Genomic DNA, 20,485 nt, shown 5'->3' with positions numbered 1-20,485 from the left:
TCCGGTCCGGCGGGCGCCGGCCGGGGTTGCCACCGGCTGCGGTCAGGCGGCGGCGGAGACGGGACGCCCGTCGACGACGGGGGCGTAGAACCGGGTCGCGTCGAGGAGGCGGCAGGCGACGGCGAGGAGGTCGTCGGCCGGCGCGTCGGTGACGATGCCGGGGATGCCGGCGAACGCGTCGACCACCTCCTCCGCCCTCGCCCGCTGCTCGAGGACGGCGTGCCGCATCCGGACGGCCCAGTCCGCTCCTTCGGGGTCGCCGGCCCCCTCCATGACGTTGGCAAGGAGGCCGGCATAGAGGGCGGATCTGCGGCCGGCCGCCATCTCGGCTGCGGTGAGCTCGGCGGCAAAATTCATCGTCGCGTCGTACATGGCCGCGTGCCTGATGGCCAGGGTGGCCAGGGTGGCCACGGTGTGGGCCCGGACGTGATCAGCCTCGGGCCCGTGGTCGCTCTGGGGCATGACGCCTCCACGGGTCGGAACGGGGCGAAAGCACCCGTTCGATGACCTAAATCTACTCATGGAGGGGCGGCCTGTCACGTCCGAACCGGCCGCCGGGGAAATCCCTGGCCGGCACCTGCAACCTGCCGGTGCGCCGCGCGTCTACCCGTTCGGGAGACGGGACGGGTGATCAGAAAGGGGCGCCCGGACCGGCTCTCACGGGCGCTGACCTGGCGTTCGAGCACTAGCAACACCACCACCAGCACCACTTCCCCGGCCCCCGCGCGGGCGTCGCAGAACCGTAGATACGGCGATCCGTGTGTACGGAGTTACGGGAGTGACACCCTGTCGGGCGAGCGTGACCCGGCCGGGCGGCGTGTGGTTGGATCACGGGATACCGCCATCACGGGTTCCCCGGCATCCAGCCGGGGCGGTGGGTGAGCGGAGCACCACAGGGGCCGGATGCGGCCCCGAAAACCACGTAGGCCCCCACAGGACGTGAGGGCCTATCGGGTGACCGGACCGGATGTCTCCGACGGTCGTCCGCTCCCCTATCCCTTGCCCGGAGAGGAGCGTCGCGTAGCTATGGCTACGGTACGCACTGCCACACCCAAATTCCACCCTGCGCTGGTGACCCACGTCACGGCCGCCCGGTCGGCGGTGTCGCCGTGAGGAAGCGCAGCGGCCGGCCGGTCCGGTTCGTGTCCACGCCGAACGAGTCTGTCGACGACGCCGAGCACCTCGACTTCATGGCCCTCGCCCTCCTCGTCGTCCTGCTCCGCCACCGCGACGGGTGGGAGATCACCCTCAAGGACGTCGGCCGGAAGTACGGGTACGGCGAGGACGCGATGGCCGGGGCCATGGGCCTTCTGCAGGTCGCCCGGTACGTCGTCAAGGTGCGGCTGATGGGCGCCGGCGGGCACTGGACGACCGAGGTGGTGGTGTACGACACCCCGGCCGCCCGGGACGAGATCGACGACCTCCTCACCACCGTCCGGGAGGAGAATCCCGGAGCCCTGCGGGTCGAGGTGATCGAGCCGACGCCGGCCGCCCGCGCGAAGGCGGCCAAGCGCCGCGAGAAGCTCGGTTTCACGGGCCCCGACCGACTCCTGGAAAACCCGGACTCGGTCCTGACCTGCGAAAACGCGGCAAATAGCGACGTCGCGACCGACTCGGGGTTTGACCGGGACTCGGCCAGCCCCCGAGTCAATAAGAAGACGGTCAGCCAGAAGACGAGAGAAGACGATGCGCCCCCTGGGCGCGCAGCGCCCCCGTCCGCCCGTAGGGCCTCTACAGGCCGTACCGCGCGAGCGACAGGCGCCGCAGGCGGCGCGGCGGGAACGACGCGGCGGCCCAGGATGTCGGCGAAGGCCAAGGCCGGGTACGACGCGGTCGTGGCCGCCCTTCCGGCCGCCCTGCGCGGCGGCCCCCGGCCGCTGCCGAAGACGGTCCCGAACAACCCCCTCGGCGACCTGATCCGGGAGCAGCTGGAGCGCCGGACCCCGGAGCAGCTGGTCGCCCGGATCGAGCGGCGGTGGGTGGAGCACGGTTGGTCGTCGAAGGTGGAGGGCCGGGACGCCGGCGAACCGGTGGAGAGCGGGGTGGGGATCGCCGTCGCCCTGGTGCGCGCCGGCCGCTGCCCGGACCGGGGATGCGAGGACGGGCGGATGATCGACACCGACGCGCCGTGCCGGACGTGCGCGATGCGGGCCCAGGACGGCCGCAGGCGCAGCGCGGGCGGCTCCGGCGGGGTACCGGGCCCCCGGACCGGAGCCGCGGACGACAGGGCCTACTGCGTGGACTGCGCGGAGCCGTTCCCGGCCGGGACGCCCGTGCCGGACGACGGCATGTGCAAGGCGTGCTACCGGGATGCGCAGCGGGACGCGGCGGCGGCAGCGGCGGCGGCCGCTGCGTGGCGCGCCGCCCAGGTGCCGGCGTGACCGGGCGTCAGGCGGGGCCCTGCGGCCCCGAGAATGCCCGTGTGGACGCTCAGCTCCCCCACCACTCCTACGTCGAGGCCGTCGCGCGGCTCCTCGCCGCCCGGGACCTCCCGCCGACCACCTCGCGGGCCGACTCCGTCGACGGGCATCTCTACGGCTGGATCGCGTACGACGAGGCCGCCGTGAACGCCACCCCGGTCATCTGGATCGGCGGCCCTCGGCGCGGCTGCTGGCCGTACGGCGTCGGCCTGATGTGGACGCACCTCTACGGCTGGGAGGTGTCCGCGCTCGACCGGCAGATGCTGCCCACCTCCCCGGTCCCTCTCGACTCCTGGTGCGTCGGCAGCTACCTGGCTCCGGCGCAGGTCGCGGTGAGTTTCAGCGAGCGGTGGCACCACGGGGTTCCGGGCGGACCGATCCGTGAGGCGCACTTCGACGCCGGTCCGCTCCGGGCCGCCGTGACCGGGTGGGAGGCGGCCTCAGGCGCGTAGGCCCGGGCCGCCGTGGTGGCGGCCCGGGCCCGGACGGTGCGGCCCGCTACGCGGCCGGGAGCATGGCCTCCAGCGCCTTGCGGATGGCGTTGGAGCCCTTGTAGTTCACCGGCTTCGCGCCGTTGTGGGCGATGAGCTGCGCCCGGAGGATGCGCCCGGTCTTGGCGCCCACCGTGACCGTGCCGAACATGCTGTCCGCGCCCTGCTTCATGTCGAGGCCGAAGTAGTACGACCCGCCGAACGGCTCGTGCTGGGTGACGGTGAATCCGATCCGCTCGGCCAGTCGGACGATCTGCATCGTGGTGGCGCTCGCGTTCGCGGTGCGGGCGGCGGTGGTGGCGTCCATGGGGCCTCTCCCTCGGTACCGGGGCGGTCCGGGCCGTTCCCGGACCACTCCCTTTCGATGACCTAAATCTATCCCATGAGGTGCCTGAGGCAAGCTCGGGCCGAAACGGGCAGACACGGGGGCGGGAAGGCGGCGGTGCCCGGACCGCCGGGAGCGGTCCGGGCACCGGAGTGACCTGGCGTCAGGCGCCGAGCAGGGCGGCCAGCGCCTCGCCCCGGTGGGCGCGGGCCATCGCCCGGGCGTCGTCGCGGTCCTCGCCGGGCTTCGACCAGCCGCAGGTGCACACCGCCGTGCTGGTCCTGTCGTGGAGGAGGCCGCCCCTGCGGCCGCCGACGTTGCGGCCGGCGGAGAAGCTGGGCTCGGGGTGGTAGTAGCCCCTCGGCTCCGTGGTGCGCACCGAGTGCTGGACGTCGACCAGGGCGACGAGGCCGGCCAGGGTAAGGACCACCGGGGCGCCTTCCTCCGGGGCTTCCACGAACCCCTTCTCCACCAGGCGGGCGGAGCGCGCGGGCGGGATGTCGGAGAAGACCCACGAGATGATCAGCCCCTTCGCCCCCCGCTCGGCGCGGCGCCAGGTGGCCGCGACGGAGGTCATGCGGATGCGCTCGATCTCCTCGGCCTGGGCGGGCCTGGTGGCGGGGAAGCCGAACACCTCCACTTCGTCGTGCGCGCCCGGGGCGGGCCAGCGCAGGATGACCGACCGGCCGCGCGTCACCTCGGCGCGGTAGCCCTCCTCAAGGGCCTGCACGATGACGCTGCGGGCCTCTTCGCTCTTCATTTCGTACCTCTTGACGGCGGCGCCGTACGCGGCCGTGGTCACGGTGTAGGTGGCGTCCATTGACCTGCCCTCCCTCAGGGTTGTTTCGATGACCTAAATCTATCGAAGGAGGGAGGGGAGGCAAGCTCGGCGGTGAGATGGAACGCGACGGGGCCCCGTACCACCGTGGGTACGGGGCCCCGTCGACACGGGCCTACGGCCGGCGGTTGGGCCCCCCGCCGGCGCCGCGTGCCGCCCGGTCCGCCTTCGCCCGCTCCTCGGCCAGGCGCTGGGTCCGCCGGCGCCTGGCCGTGTCCGGGTCGACGCGGTGGTCGAGCTCCTCGGCGCGGTCGAGGATCTTCTGTTCGTCGGCGGCCCGGCGGGCGGCCATGCGCTCGTCGATTGCTCGCAGGTGGGGCATCAGGGCGTACAGGGCTTCGAGGCGCTCGCTCTCCTCGCGAGCGAGCTGTTCGTGCCGCTCCGCGAGCCGCTGCGGCCGGGGCATACGGAACTGCACCAGTTCGACGGCCACGCCTTCGGGCACGGCACTGCGGAAGCCGCGCCTGCGGTAGCCGTTGCAGAGCAGGCAGGTGCCCCACCCTTCGGGGGCGACAGGGTCGACCGGCCCGCCAGGGTGCTGGGCGCAGCCGGTGGAGGTCGGCGGCGGCCCGTCGTAGCCGGACGGCGGGGCGACCCGCGCGGCCGGCCGCTGCCCCCGCTGCCGCCGGCGGTCGTTGCAGAAGAGGCAGGTGCCCCACCCTTCGGGGGCGGCGGGATCGACCGGCCCGCCGGGGTGCTGGGCGCAGCCGGTGGAGGTCGGCGGCGGGCCGTCGTAGTGGGCGGCCGGGGCGGTCCGGGGCGGCGGGGTCCACACGGCGTCGGCGGGGTCGCCCTCGTCCACAGGGCGGCCGCCCTGGCGCGGGGCGGGGAACCACACGGCGTCGCCCGGGTCGGGCGGCCCCTCGGGCATCTCCCGCCGCACCCAGGGTCGGCGGGCGAGGACGTTGCATCGCAGGCAGCGGCCGGCGCCTGGCGGTGCGTCGTGGTCGACCGGGCCGTGTGGGTGCCGGTCGCAGCCGGTCCCTGCGTTCATGGGGTGGGGTCCTTCCTGGCGTCCTGGGCGTGATCGTAAGCCCGTGGCGGCGGGCGGCCCGGGGTGCCGTGGCCCCGTGTTGACGGGGGCGCGGGGCCACGGAGGTACGGGGCCACGGCGAGGGGGCCGGGGTGCCCTTCCGGGCGCCCCGGCCGCTCCGGCCTAGCCGAACGTGATCTCCAGCAGCAGTTCCCCGGACACCTCAACCAGGACCGGGGCCCGTCCCTCCGACATGAACACCTGGATCTCCCAGCCACCGGCGGCCTGGCGCTTGTGACGGGAGATCACCTCCGAGGTGATGCGCTGCGCGATGTCGGAAAGCTCGTTCATGGCGTCCACGCGGTCGTCGTCGCTCACGCCCCGCCCGACCGGGGCGGTGGCCCAGCCGTTGCCGTTGGGGGCGTAGCAGGCGTTGAAGAAGCACCCATCGGTGTCGAACACCAGGCTGGTCGCCTCCGGCCACACGTCGCCGGTGATCTCGATGACCTCGGCGAGCAGCTTGGCGATGTCGGTGGTGGGGGTCGTGGTGGCGTCCATCTGACCGTCCTCCTCGTGTGGGGGCGGCGGGCCGGTTGCCCGCCGCCTTTCGATGACCTAAATCTATTCCGACCTGGGGGACGAGGCAAGCTCACCCCCCGGTCCCGTCATTCGCCGCCGAACACGCAGCGCACGCCGTTGTCCTGCGCGGTCTCCCAGCAGCTCGCGCACCGGTTCTCGCACTCGTAGTCGCAGTACTGGCCGTGCCAGTCCCACTCGGCTCCGGCCTGGTCGGTGGTTGCGCCGCAGTCGACGCACTCCCTGTCGTGGGTCCGGACGCCGGCCTCGGCGGTGGTGGTGCTCATCCCTGCCCCCTCCCGGTTCCTGCAGGGGTTCCGCACCCCCGCCTTTCGATGACGTAAATCTATGTCGCGAGGGAGGCGAGGCAAGCTGGCAGCCCAGGGGCGGTGCGGCGGGAAGTGTCGGACCGATTTCGGCCCTGAGCTTGCCTCAGGCGCCTCATGGCATAGATTTAGGTCATCGAAAGGGGAACGGCCCCGGACGACAACCGAAGGGACACATCATGAACGCCACCGCCGCCGCCAACACCGAGATCAAGATCAACGCCGAGGTCGACGCGTACATCATCGGCGACCGGGTGATCATCACCTCGTCGGGCGCCGAGGGAGTCGTCACCGGCCACGGCACCCGGTGGCAGGACGGGGCCCGCACCTACGCGGTGAAGAAGGACGGGGCGAAGCAGGCGTACCACTACAGCGCCGACAAGCTGACCCCGGCCGAGCTGCCGGAACTGGAGATCGACGTCGAGCCCGCCGAGTTCAAGATCGTCCACGCCCCGGCCGCCGAGGGCGAGATCGTCCCGGTCATGCCGACGCTGGAGCTGGACGACGAGGACGGCGAGGACGCCGCCGGGGCGACCACCCCGGGCGCCCCGGCCGAGGGAGACGAGAACGGCACCGAGGAGCCCGCGTCCGGCACGGTCGCGGCGTACATCGCCGAGCACCTGGACGCCCTGGCGGTGGGCCAGACCCAGCGCAACTACGTCCGCCGCCACAACAAGTACGTCGCCCGCCACCTCGACCACGTCAGCGTGACGGACCTGACCGCCGACCTCCTCCGCAGCACCATCAACACCCTGGTCGGCAGCGGGCTGACGCACGGCACGGCGGTCCGCCAGGTGGCGCTGGTCGCGGCCGCCGCCCGCCACGCGGGCATCGACGTCACCGGCTACCGCAACGCGTGACCAGGAGGTGCGCCCCGGGCAACGGTGCCCGGGGCGCACCCGCACCGCCCGCCTGCGGGCCGCCTGACGCCGCCTCGGGCACGCCGGCCATCCCGGCACCACGGGTCCGCCGCGCAGCCCTCGCCCGGATCGTGGGCGAGCTTGCCTCAGGCACCTCGCGGCGTAGATTTAGGTCATCGAAAGACGGCGGGCAACGGGCCCGCCGCCCCGCACCGAGGAAGAGGCCCCATGGACGCCACCACCACCGCCACCCACTGGCTGGACACTCCGGCCCGCATCGAGATCCAGCGCATCGGAAGGTGGAGCGTCGAGGCCCGGGTCCACGCCACCAGCGAAGGCCCGCGCCTCTCCCAGGCGACGGTCCGCAACGGCAAGGGCGTGGGCTTCGGCATCGTCCAGATCGTGCACTCCAGCGGCTCGGAGTGGAGCACCGTCGACCTCGTCACCGGCGACTACATCACCTTCGCCAGCCTGCACGAGGGAGTGGAGCACGTGGCCGCCCAGGGCAAGCGACTGCGGCTGTGGAGCCTGCCGACCTGGAGCCGGGTCTACGACCGCATCCACGCGGCGAAGGCCCGCGCGTCCGCCGGGGCCCCGGCGGAGGAGTGCCCCACCTGCGGCAAGGCGTAGCGCAGGCGGTGCGCCCCGGCCGCCGGGGCGCACCGCCCCGCGGCTCCCGCCTGCGGCCCGCCTGACCCCGCCCCGGGGCCGGCCGGCCGACCGGCCGGCCCCACCCCGATCCGATCCGATGGGAGACCCCTGATGAGCACCGACCGCAGCTCCACCACCACCGCCACCTACTCCGCTTCCTTCGACCCGCAGGAACGCGAGGTGACGCTGATCATCGACCGGTACGCCGGCGTGTCCGGCCCGGCCGGCGACTGGCCGGCCGACGACCTCGAGGCCGCCGGCGCCGCGCTGTTCAACGCCGGCTACCTCGTCGGCACCTGGACGCAGGGCCGGTACGGAACCTGGACGGCCCCGCTCTCGCCGATGCGCGCCAGCGCCTGAAACCCCCACGCGGGCCTGGTGGGTGAGCTTGCCTCACCCACCAGGCCCATATAGATTTAGGTCATCGAAAGGCGGCGGGCAACGGGCCCGCCGCCGCGACATGGAAGGCAGGTGACCCGATGGACGCCACCGAGGGAATCCACCCGCTCCAGGTTCCGAACACCGACCGTGAGGTGCTGCACCTCCTCGGCCTCGACGCCGAGACCCCGGCCGCCGTGGTCATGCCCCCGGTCGACGCGCCGGAGGGATGGGGATGGGACGGCACCGAGTACGGCCCGCTGACCGCCCACATCCTCGCCCAGCCGTGGACGTCGAACTGGTGGCCCGCCATCCCCGGCGCGCTGTGGGCCGAGCGCCGCGAGGGACGGTGGCACATGACGTCGGTCAGCCGGTGCGGACGGGGGGTCGTGCAGAAGGTCAACTCCCCCGCCGACATGGCACCGGACGCCGAGCGCGGCGCCTGGCGGGCGTGCGGCTGGTGCCTCGACCCCGCCAAGGCCCGCCAGGACTACGCCCGGCAGTTCCCGGTGGGCTGGTACGAGGAGCAGCAGGCGCGGGAGCAGCAGCAGAACGGGTGACCACCCGCCCGGGGGCCCGCCACGGCGGGCCCCCGGGGCCGCAGGACCAACCGGCGCCGCCCACCCCGGGCGGCGCCCACCGAACCGCAGGAGGGGCACCACCATGGACCAGTTCACCGCCGCCGAGGTCGTCGAGCGGCTGCGCCCGAGGGGCGACATGGGCTCGATCGACGGCCGCCCGTACACCGGCCGCGCGACCGACTTCGAGGAGGTCAGGTCACCGGCGGGAGTGGTCATCGGGTGGACGTTCGCCGACCACCTCGGCTTCCACTTCGGCTACGTGACCGCCGCCGGGGTCGTCGCCGAGAAGCGCGAGGTGTACCGCCGTCGCTCGCTCTTCGACCTGGAGGAGGCGCACCGGGTGCAGCAGTGGACGACGCCGCACCTGCCCGCCGACTGCTGGGCGTGCCTGCTAACCGAGACGGCCGTCCTGGTACACGGGCCCGAGGAGGGCCCGGAGCACTCGCTGGCCGCCGACGTCTACCCGGAGCACGTCGCCCAGCAGGAGCGCGCGCTGGGCATGGCGACCGTGCAGCTGCTGGCCGAGTTCAACGTCGCCTTCCGCGCCCGTGCCGCCGTCGCCCCGTAAGGCCGCAGAGCCGTAGAACCGCAACCCCGTAGGCGCCCGCCTACGGGGTTGCGGCGCAATACTTGGCGTTGCGCGTCATTCGATTCGAGATCGGGCCGCCTGGCCCCCGTAGAACCCGCGTACGACCCCATCCACGCCCGCCCGCCCGGCGGGCCATAGACTTAGGACAGAGATACGATGCTGAACCTCGGAGGCACGCTCATGACTACCCCCACGCCCAAGGGCGCGGCGGCCGCCGGCAAGCGCACCACGCCGCCGGGCAAGGACCGCAACATCGACGAGATCGCGAAGGTGTACGGGGTGCCGCTCGGCACCGTGAAGGACTACGCGTCCGCCGGCCTGTTCGGTGAGCCCTCGAAGATCCTCCCCCGCTCGCAGGGCGGCCGGCGCTACCCGGACGCCGTCGTACGCGCGGCGCTGCGCAGCAAGGGCCGGATCGACCGGAAGGGCGATCCAACACCGCCGCCGACGCGCGGGCGCCTACCCGAAGGTGACTACCGCTCGCCCTCGGGCAAGCGGGTCCTCGGCACCCGCCTGATCGGCCCCATGTTCGGGGTGAAGGTGGAGACGGCGCGACAGTGGGCCTGGAAGCCGGAGCTGACCGTCCCCCCGTTCCCCGCACCCGACTACTACTTCAACCGCCACGGCGAGATCGTCCCCGCACCCGAGCCGGGCGCGGAGCGCCGGGGCGGCCCGGTGCCGGGCTGGCTTGAGTCGACCCTGCTCGCGTGGGGCAAGAAGCCCAACTCCCTGGGCACGCCCCGCCTGACCAAGGACGGCAAGTTGAACCCGGACACATCGGCCTGACGGGGAAAAAGTTCATCGGCGCCCCCTGACCCGCCCACCAGCGGGACAGGGGGCGCCGTCGTGTTCGCCAGCCGCCCGCCGGCGTGCCGCAGGCGCTCTTCGCGAACCCCGGCTGGCCGGCATCGTGGCCATCGGGCGCCGGTGTTGGGCCGGAGTCGCCCCCGCAGCCCGCGTGCCACGGTTTCATGACGGCTGCACCGGGGGCGGTCCCACCGCCCGACTCTCCGGGCGGGGGCTCAGTACGAGTCCGTACACGGGCATCCGGTGCCCGACCCGTCGTCACGCTCGGGGCAGTCCCCGCCCGGGCCGCTGTGGCAACCATCCCAGGAACAGCACGAGCACGAGGTGCACGGCTCCCAACGAGGGATCTGGTCATTGCCGAATGAAATGCGCTCCATGCCGCCACTAACGAGCGGACGCACCCAGAAGGCCCGGGTCATCACATCTCTTGCACTCAGCCCGCGCCGCTGAATCTCCTGTCGGGCTCCGGAGCCTTCCCGAGCTTGCCTCCCTCCCTCGCGATCGATAGATTTAGGTCATCGAAAGGGCGGGGGTGCAGACCCCGCCCGCGAGCAAGGGGAGGCATCATGGCGGTCCGCCTGGCCAAGCGCGGCATCTACACCGTGCGGTGGAAGCACGTCGACGTCGACGGCGAGGAGATCCCGGGCGAGAGGGTGTTTGGCGACACCGGGCGCGACAACTACGCCGACGCCGTCGCGTGCTGCGGCCGAATCGGCGCGAACCCTGACGTCGAGCTGGTCGGAATGTTCCACCAGCCGTTCCCGCAGCACTGAACCGCCGCCTCCGCCCGGGGTGCCACACGACACCCCGGGCGGAGGCATCTGCGCCTTCGCGGACAGGTGGAGGCCAGCTTGCCTCGCCCCCAGAGTGCGCATAGATTTAGGTCATCGAAAGGCGGGCGCCCGGCCCGCCGAAGACCCAGGGAGACGACATGGCCGACCAGCGTGCGGACATCATCCTCGACGCCGCCGCCCCGATCGCCCGCGCGCTGAGCGAGCTGCCCAAGACGACCTCGATCCTGGTCAAGTTCACGTACCACGAGGAGGTCGTCATGGCCCACTACCAGGCCGCGCACCGCAGCGTTGCCGAGGTTGCCGAGATGGCCGGCATCGTGACGAAGGCGTTCTCGGCCGCCGGGTGGTCCGGCAGGCAGCTCTACGCCGGCGACGGAGAGACCGTGCGTCGGACCACCTTCACCCACCCCGGCGACCTCGTCCGGCCGGACCCTGGCCCCAACACCCTCTCGCACGCCCTCGCGCTGGTCACCGAGGCGCTGACGCAGCCCGACGCCATCGCCCGCCTCGCCCCACACATGGAAGCCCCGGAGGTCATGGCCGTCGCCCGCCTGCTCCTCGCCGTGGGCAGGGCCGATGAGGTCAAGGCATGGCTTCTGGCGTCCGAGGAGTCCTGACGCTCCATCACCCCACCCTGGCCGGGTCGCCCTCGCGGCGGCCCGGCCGGCGTTCTTCCGCCGGGTGGTGCAGGCCCTCGCCAGGGTCTGCGGGACCTGCGCAACGGCTTGCCTCCCCCACTCCCTTGCAATAGATTTAGGTCATCGAAAGGCGGCGGGCAACAGGCCCCCGCCGGCATGCCCGACCAGGGGGACGCCCATGCCCAGCACCATCACCCACCGACTGACCCACGGCCTCGCCAGCAAGCTGATCGGCGAGTTCTACCCCGACGCTGACGGGAGCGAAGCGTTCTACGGCGTCGGCGGCCTGGCTGGCTACCAGTTCCGGGTCCGCGGCTGGTACGCCTACCTCTCCAGCGAGGGCGTCCTGTCCGACGTCTTCCCCAGCGAGGCCCCGATGGCCGCCGCGTTCGCCGCCGGGGACCGCCGTACGACCGTCCACGCCCCGGTCGACTGCAACCGCTGCTGCGCCGAGCTCATCGCCCAGGCCGCCGCCCTGGCGGAGGGAACGGACCGCCGACCGGCGCCGGTCCCGCACCCGCGCCGTAAGGGCAGGAAGCCGGCCTCCTTCGACGACCTGGTGGAGCTGAACCGGACCGTCCGCGCGGCCAGGCTGCGCACCGCCCTGGACGCGGCCCCGGCCGCCCCCCGGCGGCGCGACTGGCCGACCCGGGAGGAGTGGGTGAAGCAGGCGGCGAGGGTCGCGAGGACCGAGCGTACGGCCAGCGACCGCGTCAGCGCCGACCCGGCCGCCTGGCTGACCACCGATCAACTGGCCAAGGGCCGCGCCCTGGTCGAGGCCCTCGCGCTGGTCGTCGGCCCGGCCCTCGCCGCCGCCGGACGGGAGCCGGAGCGCCAGGGCATGGAGCTGTACGCCCGGGAGGCGGGCGACGCCACGGTCAGCGCGAACGGCCTGCGCGCGTGCTGGGCCTCGATGATCCGCTATGCCCGCCTGGCCGGTGTCGCGGCCGAGGACGCCGGAGCCCTGGAGGAGCTGGCGACGGCGCTGCGCTCCGCCCAGGACGCCGGGGAGGCGGAGGCCGTGCAGCGCGCGGTGGAGAAGCTGACCCGCTACCGCGCGACCGACGAGGCGTGGGCGGAGGAGCTGCGGCGCCGCAAGCGGATCGAGCAGGGGCCCGAGACCACCTTCCTCGTCGCCCACCGGGCCGGTTCCGCGATCGACGGCACCGCGCCCGACACCACCGCCCGCTGACCGGCCGCCGTACCACCGTAGGCCCGTAGGCCCGTAACCCCGTGCCGCCGCCGGTCCGGCGGCGGCACGGGGCGGCCCGCACCACGAGGAGAACCCCCGAGATGACGAACACTCTGCACACCCCCGCCGGCACCCTGCCGGACGTCAACGCCCTGGCCCGCCACCTGGTCGCCGGCGCTCTGAGGAAAGCCGGCATCCCCGCCACCGCCCTACACCCCGCCGAGCCGTGGCGGGGCCGCACGACCGGCTTCCTGGTCCGAGGCGGCCGGGAGGGGGTGTCGGTCACCCGCCACCCCCTCCCGCTCGACGACGCCGCCCGCAACGCCTACCACCGCGCCGTCTACGCCGAGTCGGACCGGTTCCGTGCGGCGTGGCAGTACGAGGACGGCCCGCACCGCTCCCTGGTGGTGCGCCCCGGCACCTGGGGCTGGCGCGGCCCGATGAGCACCCTCGGCCCGCTGACCCCGGTCACCGAAGAGGACCTGGACCAGACGCTCACCAACGACACGTACGAGGTGTACGCGATCACCAACCATGGCTGCACCAAGACCCCGCCGGGCAACTCCCGGACGGTGGTCGTCAGCGGGCTGCGCTACGACCTGCGCACGGGCAACAGCGTGATGGTCGACGCCCAGGGTGTGGTGCTCGTCGACGCGGTCGGCCACTACGGCGACCGGTACTCCAAGTACATCCACGCCGTGCCGGCCATCTGGCTCGGCGGCGTGTGCCGGACCTGCGGCTGCCTGCGCCGCGAGCACACGCCGGTGTTCGAGCGGCTGTGCTGCGACAAGTTCACGGCCCAGTAGACCCGCCGCCGCACAATCCCAGGAGGACCGACCGATGACCAGCACACCGCCCCCCGCCACGCCCGGCGAACGCACGCCGGATCTGCCGGCGCCGATCGCCGACCTGCACGGCCGGTTCGGGAACGGCTACAGCGACACCGACGTCCGGGCCGTCTTCGGCCTGATCCACGACCAGACGGGCGTGTACCTGGTCAGCGTGTGGCAGTACGCGGACGACGCCGGGTTCGGGGGGAGCAGCGAGTTCTTCGCCGAGGACGAGGACGGCGCCCTCTTCGAGGTCCAGCCCGACGTCTACCGGTGGCTGAGCGGCCGCCAGGAGTCGCCCGGCCCGGTGAGCACCTGGGTGTGCGCACGGGTCGAGGGCCCGGTCGACTTCCCGGTCAGCGACGACTTCCACAACTACGCCAGGGCCGACCTCACGGCCGGCAGGTAGCCGGCCGTGGTGCCGTGTCCCCGTGTCGACGGGGATACGGCACCACGGGGCTACGGCTGTGGGTGAGCTTGCCTCAGGCGCCTCATGGGATAGATTTAGGTCATCGAAAGGCGGTGGGCAACGGGCCCGCCGCCCCACCACCCCGAGGAGAACCACGTGCTCCTGCTGCGCCTGATCGCCGCCGCCGCCCTCGTCACCCCGGCGCCGCTCGCCGACCAGCCGATGCGGGTCGCCATCCAGGTGACCGCGACCGGCATGGACGTCGTCCGCGTCCTGCCGGAACCGGCGTGCGCGAGCACCAGCGACGCCCTGACCGTCGCTCTGCTCGGAGAGGGCTTCGAGTCGTACGGCGTGAACGCCCGCAGCGCCGACGAGGCCGCCGCGATCGTCCACCGCCTCTACGACGCCAACGAGGCGCCCGACGAAGACAGCTACCCGGCCGCCGCCGACTGCTGACCAGCCCGGCCCCGGGGCACCCCCCCGGGGCCGAACCCTCGCCCCGAAGGGAAGAACCCCCGATGCCCAGCAGCACGTTCAACATCGACCTCGCATACGCCGTGGTCGAGGCGTTCCACCCCGAGACCTCCGGGTGGGAGGCGAGCCAGGACGTCGCCGGTGGCCTCCTCGGCTACCTCTTCCGGATCGACGCCGGCGGGTACGGGTACATCACGGCGGATGGATACCTGGCCGACGTCGTGCTCCCCGACCACACCAACGCCGCCTTCGACCTGACCACCGCTGCGCGCCTGCGGTCACGCCGCACCCTCCACGCCCCGAGCGAGTGCGTCTACTGCTGTGCCTGGGACACCGCGCGCATCACGGGCGGGCCCGGCGGTCCGGCCGCCCGGGACGCGGCCACCTGCGCCACCTGGGATGCCCACATCGGCCGCAACGACGGCCCCGGGCCGGTCGTACCGCCGGCCGCCGACCTCGTGGCCCTCAACGCCGCCTGGCTGGACGGCATCATCGCGCCCCGCCGATAGGCCCGTCTCCCCGCCGTGGCGCCGTACCCCCGTCATCACGGGGGTACGGCGCCACGGCGGGTTGCGAGCTTGCCTCGCCTGCCTCGCTTGATAGATTTAGGTCATCGAAAGGCCCGGCGGGACAGGCCCCGGGCGACGGAAAGGAGAAGGCAGATGACCGAGATCACGAACGCACGCGAGGCCCGGGATGCCGTCACCCGCGAGGTGCCCACCGCGACGGCGTTCCGCAAGGCCGTCGTGGACGGAGCGCTCCTCGGATGGACCTTCGCCTACACCGGCAGCAACGGCCACTTCGGGTTCGTCTCGACGATCGGCACCCTGCCCGACCACCCCTCGCGCTGGCGCTGCGACGCGGTCGAGCACCTGGCCCGCGTCGTCGCCGCCGCCGACCTCCCGGCCGTCGACGCGGACGGCCTGCCGCAGTGCCGGGCGACCAGCCGCAGCGAGGTGACCGAGCACGCCTGGATCAGGTGCCCGGCCTGGGAGCGACAGACCGCCATGGCGATGGATCGTGACTGGATGCAGGCGGGCCGCGAGATCGCGCAGACGCTCGCCACGGTGTTCCAGGACCTCCACATGGCACAGATAGCGGTGCACGAGGTGCGCGTGGAGGCCAACCGGGAGCGGTACGCCCGGGAGGCACTGGCGTGCACCTGCGGCGCCCCGCGCGGCGACTAGGAACCCGTGGGCCGGGGTGCGGCACCCGCACCCCGGCCACACCCTTCGGGGCGCCCTCGGGCGCCCCTTCCGCGTTTCCGGCCGAGCTTGCCTCGCCTGCCTTGCTTGATAGATTTAGGTCATCGAAAGGCGCCGGGCCGGAACGGCCGGCCGGGCCTTCCGACGAGGGAGAACGAAGATGACCGCCACTGCTGCGCCCGCCACCATCGGCGACCTGCTCGCCGACGTCGCCCCCACCCTCGGCTACACCCCGGCCGCACTGGAGAAGGCCCGGGCCGCCCACGCCCGGCACATCGCCCCGCACCTCGACGGACTGCCGGCCGCCGAACTCACGCCGGCCGCCGTCGCGGCCGCCGTGGCCCGCGTCGCCGCCGGCCGCCGGGTGAGCCGCACAACCGCCGTTCGCGCCGGCTCCCTCGCCATGCGCGCGCTGCTGCTGGTCGGCTGACCCGCCGTCGCCGGGCCGGAACCGCCGGCCCGGCCCCGCCCCGAACACCGAAGGAGAACCTTCCCGTGGAGACCACCGACCCCATGGCCATACCGGCCATCACGGCCCCGCCTGTCGACATCGCCGCTTCCCTGGACTCCGGCGCCACCACCTGGCGCTACGTCGTCCTAGCGTGCGCCAACGACGCCCAGGCGCCCGAGGAGCACGACGGCCCGTGCCCGGCCTGGCGCCCCCTCGACTTCGCCGGCGCCTGGCGCCGCGCGTTCGCGACGGCCGCCGCCCTCCCCCATGCCCTCGTCGTCCGCAACCCCGGAGCCGAGACCGTGTTCGTCCACGTCGCGGGCGGCGGGCGGTGCAAGGAGTGCGTGACCCAGGAGGGGCGCGGGGACGACGCCGGGCGCGGCCCGTGGACGAGCACCCCCCTCGGCAGGCACTTCGCCTGCGCCCGCCACACCGCCGCCGGCCGCCGGCGGCTGGAGCACCAGGCCGCCATGAACGGCTGGCAGGAGCCGGGCCCGAGCGAGTACGCCCCGGTGTGGCCGCCGGCCGCCGAGGAGTAGGGACGGGCCGCCGTCGTGCCGTATCTCCGTCGCTGCGGCGGTACGGCGCGAGGGGCCGCAGGCGGCCGGCGCCGGGCGCACCGGCCGGGGCCGATGCGCCGTACGCACCCCGGGTCCGCAAACTGCCTGGCTCCGGGCGGAATTGATCCTCGGCCCGAGCTTGCCTCAGACCCCTGGTCTGATAGATTTACGTCATCGAAAGCGGCGGGGGGTGCCAGCCCCCCGCCGCCGGTGAAACACCCACCCGAACCGCGAAGAACGAGAAGGCGAGACCATCATGCAGTTCAGCCCCCGCGCCCGTCGATTCCGCAAGACCGCCGCCGCCCGCGTCGCGGCCACCCCGACCGCCGTCACCACCGCCGAGATCATGGCCGCCAACAACCTCGGCGCCATGGCCGACAACTACGCCGGTCAGATCACCAAGGCGGCGGCCGCCGCCGGGGCCGTCCCCACCATCACCACGTGGACCAAGCGCCACGGCCGGGCCCGCGCGGTGCAGGTGTTCGACATCGCCACCAACGCCGTCCGCCTCCTGGTGGCCCTGGCCACCTACCGCCCCGGCGGCCGCCCGATGGTCCTCAAGAACGGACAGCCGTCGAAGAGCAAGAAGGAGATGGCCCGCCGCGCGGTCGTCGCCCGCTGGGAGCGCGCGTTCGCCGGTCTGACCCCGGTCGCCCCCGCCCGCGTCGCGGTCGCCGCGTGAGCGTGACCACCACCCGCACCGCCCCCCGCCGCACCGGCGGGGGGCGCCCCACCGCCCGCCGACCGCTGCGCGCCCGCCCGTACCGGTCACCCCGGATCATCGCACCGGCCGCACAGACCCCGAACGCCGTCCTCTCCCAGAACGCCCGCTGGCTGTGGTGCGAGCGCATGGCGAAGTCGACGTTCGTCGACCGGGGGTACAAGGGCAACCCGTCCAACGTCTTCTTCGTCTACGAGATCGCCGAGTCGCTGGGCATCCGCCCCATCACCGCGCTCTCCCAGATCCACATCATCCAGGGCAAGCCGTCCGCGTCGGCCGCGCTCATCGCCTCCCTGGTCCGCAAGGCCGGCCACCGGCTCGAAGCGTGGTCGGGGCCGACGTCGGAGACGGTCCGGATCACCCGGGCCGATACCGGGCGCACCACGACGGTCACGTGGGACTGGCTCAAGGCCCGCAAGGCCGGGTTGATGAGCATCGTCAACGGCGTGCCCGTCGCGCTCGACAGCCGGGACCGTCCGACGACGTGGCAGCTCTACACCGAAGCGATGCTCTACGCCCGCGCCGTGGTCGAGTGTGCCCGCCGCGCCTGCGTGGAGGCGCTGCTCGGCATCCTCTACGTGCCCGAGGAACTGGGCGCAATCGTCGACGCGGACGGAAACCCGGTCGAGGGATGGGAAGACCTCCCCAGCCCGGTGCAGTACGACGGGACCACCCCGGTGGCCCAGGAAGCGGCGGCCGCCGCCCGTGACGCCCGCACGCAGGACCGGTTGGCCGAGATCAAGGGCACCGCGTTCCGGTACGGGCTCCTGGACGACCCGGTGACCGCGTACGACACCGGAGAGCGCGAACCCCTCCTGACCTACCTGCGCCGCCGTTACCACGACCTCGGCGCGGAAGCCGCGGCTCGTACCCGGCGGACGCAGGAGGCCGCAGGCATGCCCGTAAAGCCGGTTCCCCCGGCGGCCGCCGACGCCGACGAGAACCCGGGCTACGACCCGATGTTGCGGCCGCCGCCGGTCGACCTCCACCCCGGTGCTCCCGACGTACCGGTCGGGGTCGTCGATCAGTACCTGGCGGCCGCCGTCGAGTACCTCGGCATCACGGAGGAGGCGGCGCGCGCCCGCTTCGCCCAGGAGCACGGGCAGTCGATCGAGGAGGCGCCCTCGTATGTCACCGCGAACGCCCTGGACCGCCTCGACGCGCAGGTGAAGGAGGAGATCAACAACGGCGCAGGGCTGTACGGCGACACCGGCGCAGGGGTCGATGACGAGGACCAGGACGAGGGAGACGACTACGCCGGCGACGGCGAGGACCCCACGGCGTGGGGCTACGACGGCGATTGGCCGCCCAGCTGACGGACCACCAGGGCCCGGCCGGACCGCCAGCCGGGCCCACCCGCACACCCACGAGAGGACACGAGGATGAGCAGCAAGCGCACCACGCGCGGGACCGCCCGGGCCGCCACCCAACCGGCGCCCCGCCGCGTCCCCGCCGGCGCCAGGGCGCAGGCCCCGGCCGTCGAGGGAATGCCGGCCGTCATGGACCCGGCCGCCGTACGGCAGCTGGAACGGCTCCGGCGGAAGGACCCGCAGGGGTTCGCCATGGCGAAGTGCATGATCGAGACCTTGACTTACGACCCCCGACCTGCAACATCAAAAGTGTGCGTCAGCAAACGGTTTCCGGATACGAGTCGGCTGGCGCGCGGGAAGATGCGGCTCCTTTTCGTCCCGGGCCACCACGACACCCCGGCCCGGGTTCGCGCCGTGGGCTACCGGCGCGACATCTACGGTCCCGGCAACTGCAACTAGGTGAGGCAATGACGACCACCCTTGAACCGTCCGTCACCACCACCGCCGACAACGTCCACCTGGTCGGCGCCGCCCGTGAACTCCTCGTACTCCTGCGCCGGGCCAGCTACCTGAACCGCCGCAACCCCGTGGTGCACCTCTCGCGGGCCCGCGCGGCGGACCGGCTGGAGTGCAGCGTCCGCACGATAGAGCGCGCGGCCAAGAGGCTGGTCGAGGTGGGTCTCATCCGCTTCGAGCCCGCGCGCTACTCGGAGGACAGCGGGGTGCACTACGACCGGCCGGAGCAGGCCCCGGACCACTACACCCTCATATCCTGACGGCGGACGACGACGGCCCCCGTACCGGTTGGTACGGGGGCCGTCGCCATGAGTGGGTGCGGGCACGCATCCAGGGATCAGAGTAGCCCCCGAGGCCGACACCGGAGCCCCCGACCCGCCTTCTCGTCCTTCCCCAAGGGGCCGGCCACCTGCCGTCATGGGGCTGGGTTCTGACGGGGCAGCGACGACCGTGGGGCGGCGGGCCAGGTGCGCCGGCCGCCGATGGCGGCGGTGATGCCGGCGTAGAAGACGAGGGCGACGGCACCGAGCGCGATGCCGCACCCCATGCCGGCGGCGAAGAAGAGCCAGTTCATGGGGGTGATCTTGGCCCGGTGCTCCGACACCCCGGGGCGCACACGCGCCGATTCCTCGCTGTGGTTCTCGCCTCGGCTTGCCTCCCACCTCCCTTCCGATAGATTTAGGTCATCGAAAGGCGGCGGGCACCCGGCCCCCGCCACGACCGATCGGACGGACCCGTGGACGCCAACACCACCGTCGTGGCCAGCAACAAACCGAACGTCCTCACCCTGCACGACCTCGACGCCGACGCCAGCCGCACGTGGTGCGGCGGCAACTACCGGGCCAAGCCCACGGCGGAGCAGCTGTCGAAGGGCCGCCGGTGCCGCCCGTGCACCACTCGCCGCACCGCCGCCGAGGAACTGGCAGCCGTTCGGTCGCAGGCCGACGCCGAACTCGCCGCCCGGGAGGCCGACCCCGAGTACCAGGCCCAGCAGTCCGAGCGGCGCACCGCCCGGAAGCGTGCGGAGGCCGCCGTCATCGCCGACAACGCCCGGCACGCCGTGACCCTCACCCAGGACGGCTACACCCGGTGGACCGCCACCGCCGGCAACCTCGCCTACACCCTCCTCGGCTCCGGCAGGGTCTGGTCCGTGATGCTGAACAACCACCGCGTGGCCCACGGCCTGACGAGCCAGGACGCCGCCGTGGTGGCCGTCGCCACCCACCGCGCGTCGCTCCCGGCCGACCCGGCCGCCGCACTCCAGGACGCCGGCACCGCCCCCGGTTGCGCCGTCCGTACCCGCGTCGCCCTCATCCACGACCTCAACGGGCCCGTCACAATCGCCCTGGTGTGCGGCTGCGGTGCCGTGCACGACGGTGACTCCGAGACCAGCCGGGTCAGCTACTCCGACGTGATGGACATGCACCGCGACATCGTCGCCTACATGCTCCAGCGGCGCGGGTACCAGTTCGACTTGGCCGAGAACTGGCGACGGCTGACTGACCGCGCGGCGCTCCGACCGATCCTCCCGGTGGACGAGGAGGCCCCCGAGGAGAACGCCGGCGCCCCG

30 protein-coding genes are annotated in these 20,485 nt (G+C 73.2%); 23 read left to right on the top strand and 7 right to left on the bottom strand.

The window, feature by feature from the left end; translation table 11 throughout:
- Nucleotides 1–42: 42 nt before the first annotated feature.
- Nucleotides 43–462: a hypothetical protein gene (locus ACZ6Z8_RS30515; protein ID WP_465613274.1), complete on the bottom strand. Its 420-nt coding sequence runs from the start codon at nt 460–462 to the stop codon at nt 43–45.
- 647 nt (nt 463–1,109) lie between these two features.
- On the opposite strand from ACZ6Z8_RS30515, the gene ACZ6Z8_RS30510 reads away from it, so the two are divergent.
- Together ACZ6Z8_RS30510 and ACZ6Z8_RS30505 are read left to right on the top strand one after the other, a co-directional pair.
- Complete coding sequence (locus ACZ6Z8_RS30510) at nt 1,110–2,381, top strand: hypothetical protein (RefSeq protein WP_465613273.1); 1,272 nt, start codon at nt 1,110–1,112, stop codon at nt 2,379–2,381.
- A gap of 41 nt (nt 2,382–2,422) precedes the next feature.
- Nucleotides 2,423–2,872, top strand: a complete 450-nt coding sequence (locus ACZ6Z8_RS30505) for a hypothetical protein (protein ID WP_465613272.1) — start codon at nt 2,423–2,425, stop codon at nt 2,870–2,872.
- Nucleotides 2,873–2,918: 46 nt separating this feature from the next.
- Here the strand turns inward: ACZ6Z8_RS30505 and ACZ6Z8_RS30500 are convergent, their stop codons facing one another.
- From ACZ6Z8_RS30500 to ACZ6Z8_RS30480, 5 genes are all read right to left on the bottom strand, one after another.
- Entirely contained in the window at nt 2,919–3,218 is a 300-nt protein-coding gene (locus tag ACZ6Z8_RS30500) for a hypothetical protein (RefSeq protein WP_465613271.1), read from the bottom strand.
- A gap of 181 nt (nt 3,219–3,399) precedes the next feature.
- Nucleotides 3,400–4,056, bottom strand: a complete 657-nt coding sequence (locus tag ACZ6Z8_RS30495) for a hypothetical protein (RefSeq protein WP_465613270.1) — start codon at nt 4,054–4,056, stop codon at nt 3,400–3,402.
- A gap of 133 nt (nt 4,057–4,189) precedes the next feature.
- Entirely contained in the window at nt 4,190–5,068 is an 879-nt protein-coding gene (locus tag ACZ6Z8_RS30490; protein ID WP_465613269.1) for a hypothetical protein, read from the bottom strand.
- Nucleotides 5,069–5,230: 162 nt separating this feature from the next.
- Nucleotides 5,231–5,605: a hypothetical protein gene (locus ACZ6Z8_RS30485; protein WP_465613268.1), complete on the bottom strand. Its 375-nt coding sequence runs from the start codon at nt 5,603–5,605 to the stop codon at nt 5,231–5,233.
- Nucleotides 5,606–5,712: 107 nt separating this feature from the next.
- The gene (locus ACZ6Z8_RS30480; protein ID WP_465613267.1) at nt 5,713–5,910 is read right to left on the bottom strand and encodes a hypothetical protein; all 198 of its coding nucleotides are present in this window, start codon (nt 5,908–5,910) and stop codon (nt 5,713–5,715) included.
- 218 nt (nt 5,911–6,128) lie between these two features.
- On the opposite strand from ACZ6Z8_RS30480, the gene ACZ6Z8_RS30475 reads away from it, so the two are divergent.
- From ACZ6Z8_RS30475 to ACZ6Z8_RS30380, 20 genes are all read left to right on the top strand, one after another.
- The gene (locus ACZ6Z8_RS30475) at nt 6,129–6,809 is read left to right on the top strand and encodes a hypothetical protein (RefSeq protein WP_465613266.1); all 681 of its coding nucleotides are present in this window, start codon (nt 6,129–6,131) and stop codon (nt 6,807–6,809) included.
- Between the two features lie 228 nt (nt 6,810–7,037).
- Complete coding sequence (locus tag ACZ6Z8_RS30470) at nt 7,038–7,439, top strand: hypothetical protein (protein WP_465613265.1); 402 nt, start codon at nt 7,038–7,040, stop codon at nt 7,437–7,439.
- Between the two features lie 132 nt (nt 7,440–7,571).
- Nucleotides 7,572–7,820 (top strand): hypothetical protein, encoded by a 249-nt coding sequence (locus tag ACZ6Z8_RS30465; RefSeq protein WP_465613264.1) that lies wholly within the window; start codon nt 7,572–7,574, stop codon nt 7,818–7,820.
- A 119-nt stretch (nt 7,821–7,939) separates the two neighbouring features.
- Nucleotides 7,940–8,398 carry a hypothetical protein gene (locus ACZ6Z8_RS30460; RefSeq protein WP_465613263.1) on the top strand — a complete coding sequence of 153 codons (459 nt, stop codon included), beginning with the start codon at nt 7,940–7,942 and terminating at the stop codon, nt 8,396–8,398.
- Between the two features lie 103 nt (nt 8,399–8,501).
- On the top strand, nt 8,502–8,987 hold the full coding sequence (locus tag ACZ6Z8_RS30455) for a hypothetical protein (RefSeq protein ID WP_465613262.1): 486 nt from the start codon (nt 8,502–8,504) through the stop codon (nt 8,985–8,987).
- A gap of 201 nt (nt 8,988–9,188) precedes the next feature.
- Nucleotides 9,189–9,794: a hypothetical protein gene (locus ACZ6Z8_RS30450; protein ID WP_465613261.1), complete on the top strand. Its 606-nt coding sequence runs from the start codon at nt 9,189–9,191 to the stop codon at nt 9,792–9,794.
- A gap of 587 nt (nt 9,795–10,381) precedes the next feature.
- Nucleotides 10,382–10,588: a hypothetical protein gene (locus ACZ6Z8_RS30445; RefSeq protein ID WP_465613260.1), complete on the top strand. Its 207-nt coding sequence runs from the start codon at nt 10,382–10,384 to the stop codon at nt 10,586–10,588.
- A gap of 158 nt (nt 10,589–10,746) precedes the next feature.
- A complete protein-coding gene (locus ACZ6Z8_RS30440; protein WP_465613259.1) occupies nt 10,747–11,226 on the top strand; it encodes a hypothetical protein in 480 nt (159 codons plus the stop codon).
- 199 nt (nt 11,227–11,425) lie between these two features.
- Nucleotides 11,426–12,439, top strand: coding sequence for a hypothetical protein (locus tag ACZ6Z8_RS30435; protein WP_465613258.1), 1,014 nt, complete (start codon nt 11,426–11,428; stop codon nt 12,437–12,439).
- A 101-nt stretch (nt 12,440–12,540) separates the two neighbouring features.
- The gene (locus tag ACZ6Z8_RS30430) at nt 12,541–13,245 is read left to right on the top strand and encodes a hypothetical protein (protein ID WP_465613257.1); all 705 of its coding nucleotides are present in this window, start codon (nt 12,541–12,543) and stop codon (nt 13,243–13,245) included.
- A gap of 34 nt (nt 13,246–13,279) precedes the next feature.
- Entirely contained in the window at nt 13,280–13,678 is a 399-nt protein-coding gene (locus ACZ6Z8_RS30425; RefSeq protein ID WP_465613256.1) for a hypothetical protein, read from the top strand.
- A 156-nt stretch (nt 13,679–13,834) separates the two neighbouring features.
- The gene (locus tag ACZ6Z8_RS30420; RefSeq protein ID WP_465613255.1) at nt 13,835–14,134 is read left to right on the top strand and encodes a hypothetical protein; all 300 of its coding nucleotides are present in this window, start codon (nt 13,835–13,837) and stop codon (nt 14,132–14,134) included.
- A gap of 62 nt (nt 14,135–14,196) precedes the next feature.
- Nucleotides 14,197–14,661: a hypothetical protein gene (locus tag ACZ6Z8_RS30415; RefSeq protein WP_465613254.1), complete on the top strand. Its 465-nt coding sequence runs from the start codon at nt 14,197–14,199 to the stop codon at nt 14,659–14,661.
- 153 nt (nt 14,662–14,814) lie between these two features.
- On the top strand, nt 14,815–15,339 hold the full coding sequence (locus ACZ6Z8_RS30410; protein WP_465613253.1) for a hypothetical protein: 525 nt from the start codon (nt 14,815–14,817) through the stop codon (nt 15,337–15,339).
- Between the two features lie 178 nt (nt 15,340–15,517).
- A complete protein-coding gene (locus tag ACZ6Z8_RS30405) occupies nt 15,518–15,787 on the top strand; it encodes a hypothetical protein (RefSeq protein WP_465613252.1) in 270 nt (89 codons plus the stop codon).
- 65 nt (nt 15,788–15,852) lie between these two features.
- Nucleotides 15,853–16,347 (top strand): hypothetical protein, encoded by a 495-nt coding sequence (locus ACZ6Z8_RS30400; protein WP_465613251.1) that lies wholly within the window; start codon nt 15,853–15,855, stop codon nt 16,345–16,347.
- A gap of 277 nt (nt 16,348–16,624) precedes the next feature.
- Complete coding sequence (locus ACZ6Z8_RS30395; RefSeq protein ID WP_465613250.1) at nt 16,625–17,050, top strand: hypothetical protein; 426 nt, start codon at nt 16,625–16,627, stop codon at nt 17,048–17,050.
- Nucleotides 17,047–18,405 (top strand): hypothetical protein, encoded by a 1,359-nt coding sequence (locus ACZ6Z8_RS30390; protein WP_465613249.1) that lies wholly within the window; start codon nt 17,047–17,049, stop codon nt 18,403–18,405. Before ACZ6Z8_RS30395 ends, ACZ6Z8_RS30390 begins: the two co-directional genes overlap by 4 nt.
- Nucleotides 18,406–18,471: 66 nt before the next feature.
- On the top strand, nt 18,472–18,858 hold the full coding sequence (locus tag ACZ6Z8_RS30385; protein WP_465613248.1) for a hypothetical protein: 387 nt from the start codon (nt 18,472–18,474) through the stop codon (nt 18,856–18,858).
- 8 nt (nt 18,859–18,866) lie between these two features.
- Nucleotides 18,867–19,175, top strand: a complete 309-nt coding sequence (locus ACZ6Z8_RS30380) for a hypothetical protein (RefSeq protein WP_465613247.1) — start codon at nt 18,867–18,869, stop codon at nt 19,173–19,175.
- A 155-nt stretch (nt 19,176–19,330) separates the two neighbouring features.
- Here ACZ6Z8_RS30380 and ACZ6Z8_RS30375 read toward each other — a convergent pair whose 3' ends face one another.
- Nucleotides 19,331–19,489, bottom strand: coding sequence for a hypothetical protein (locus ACZ6Z8_RS30375; RefSeq protein WP_465613246.1), 159 nt, complete (start codon nt 19,487–19,489; stop codon nt 19,331–19,333).
- 162 nt (nt 19,490–19,651) lie between these two features.
- On the opposite strand from ACZ6Z8_RS30375, the gene ACZ6Z8_RS30370 reads away from it, so the two are divergent.
- The coding region (locus tag ACZ6Z8_RS30370; RefSeq protein WP_465613245.1) for a hypothetical protein at nt 19,652–20,485 on the top strand (834 nt) is incomplete at its 3' end.

Source organism: Kitasatospora sp. NPDC101108 (assembly GCF_055584725.1).
The sequence above is the reverse complement of the archived record's forward strand: the minus strand, read 5'-3'. Positions and strand labels throughout refer to the sequence as shown.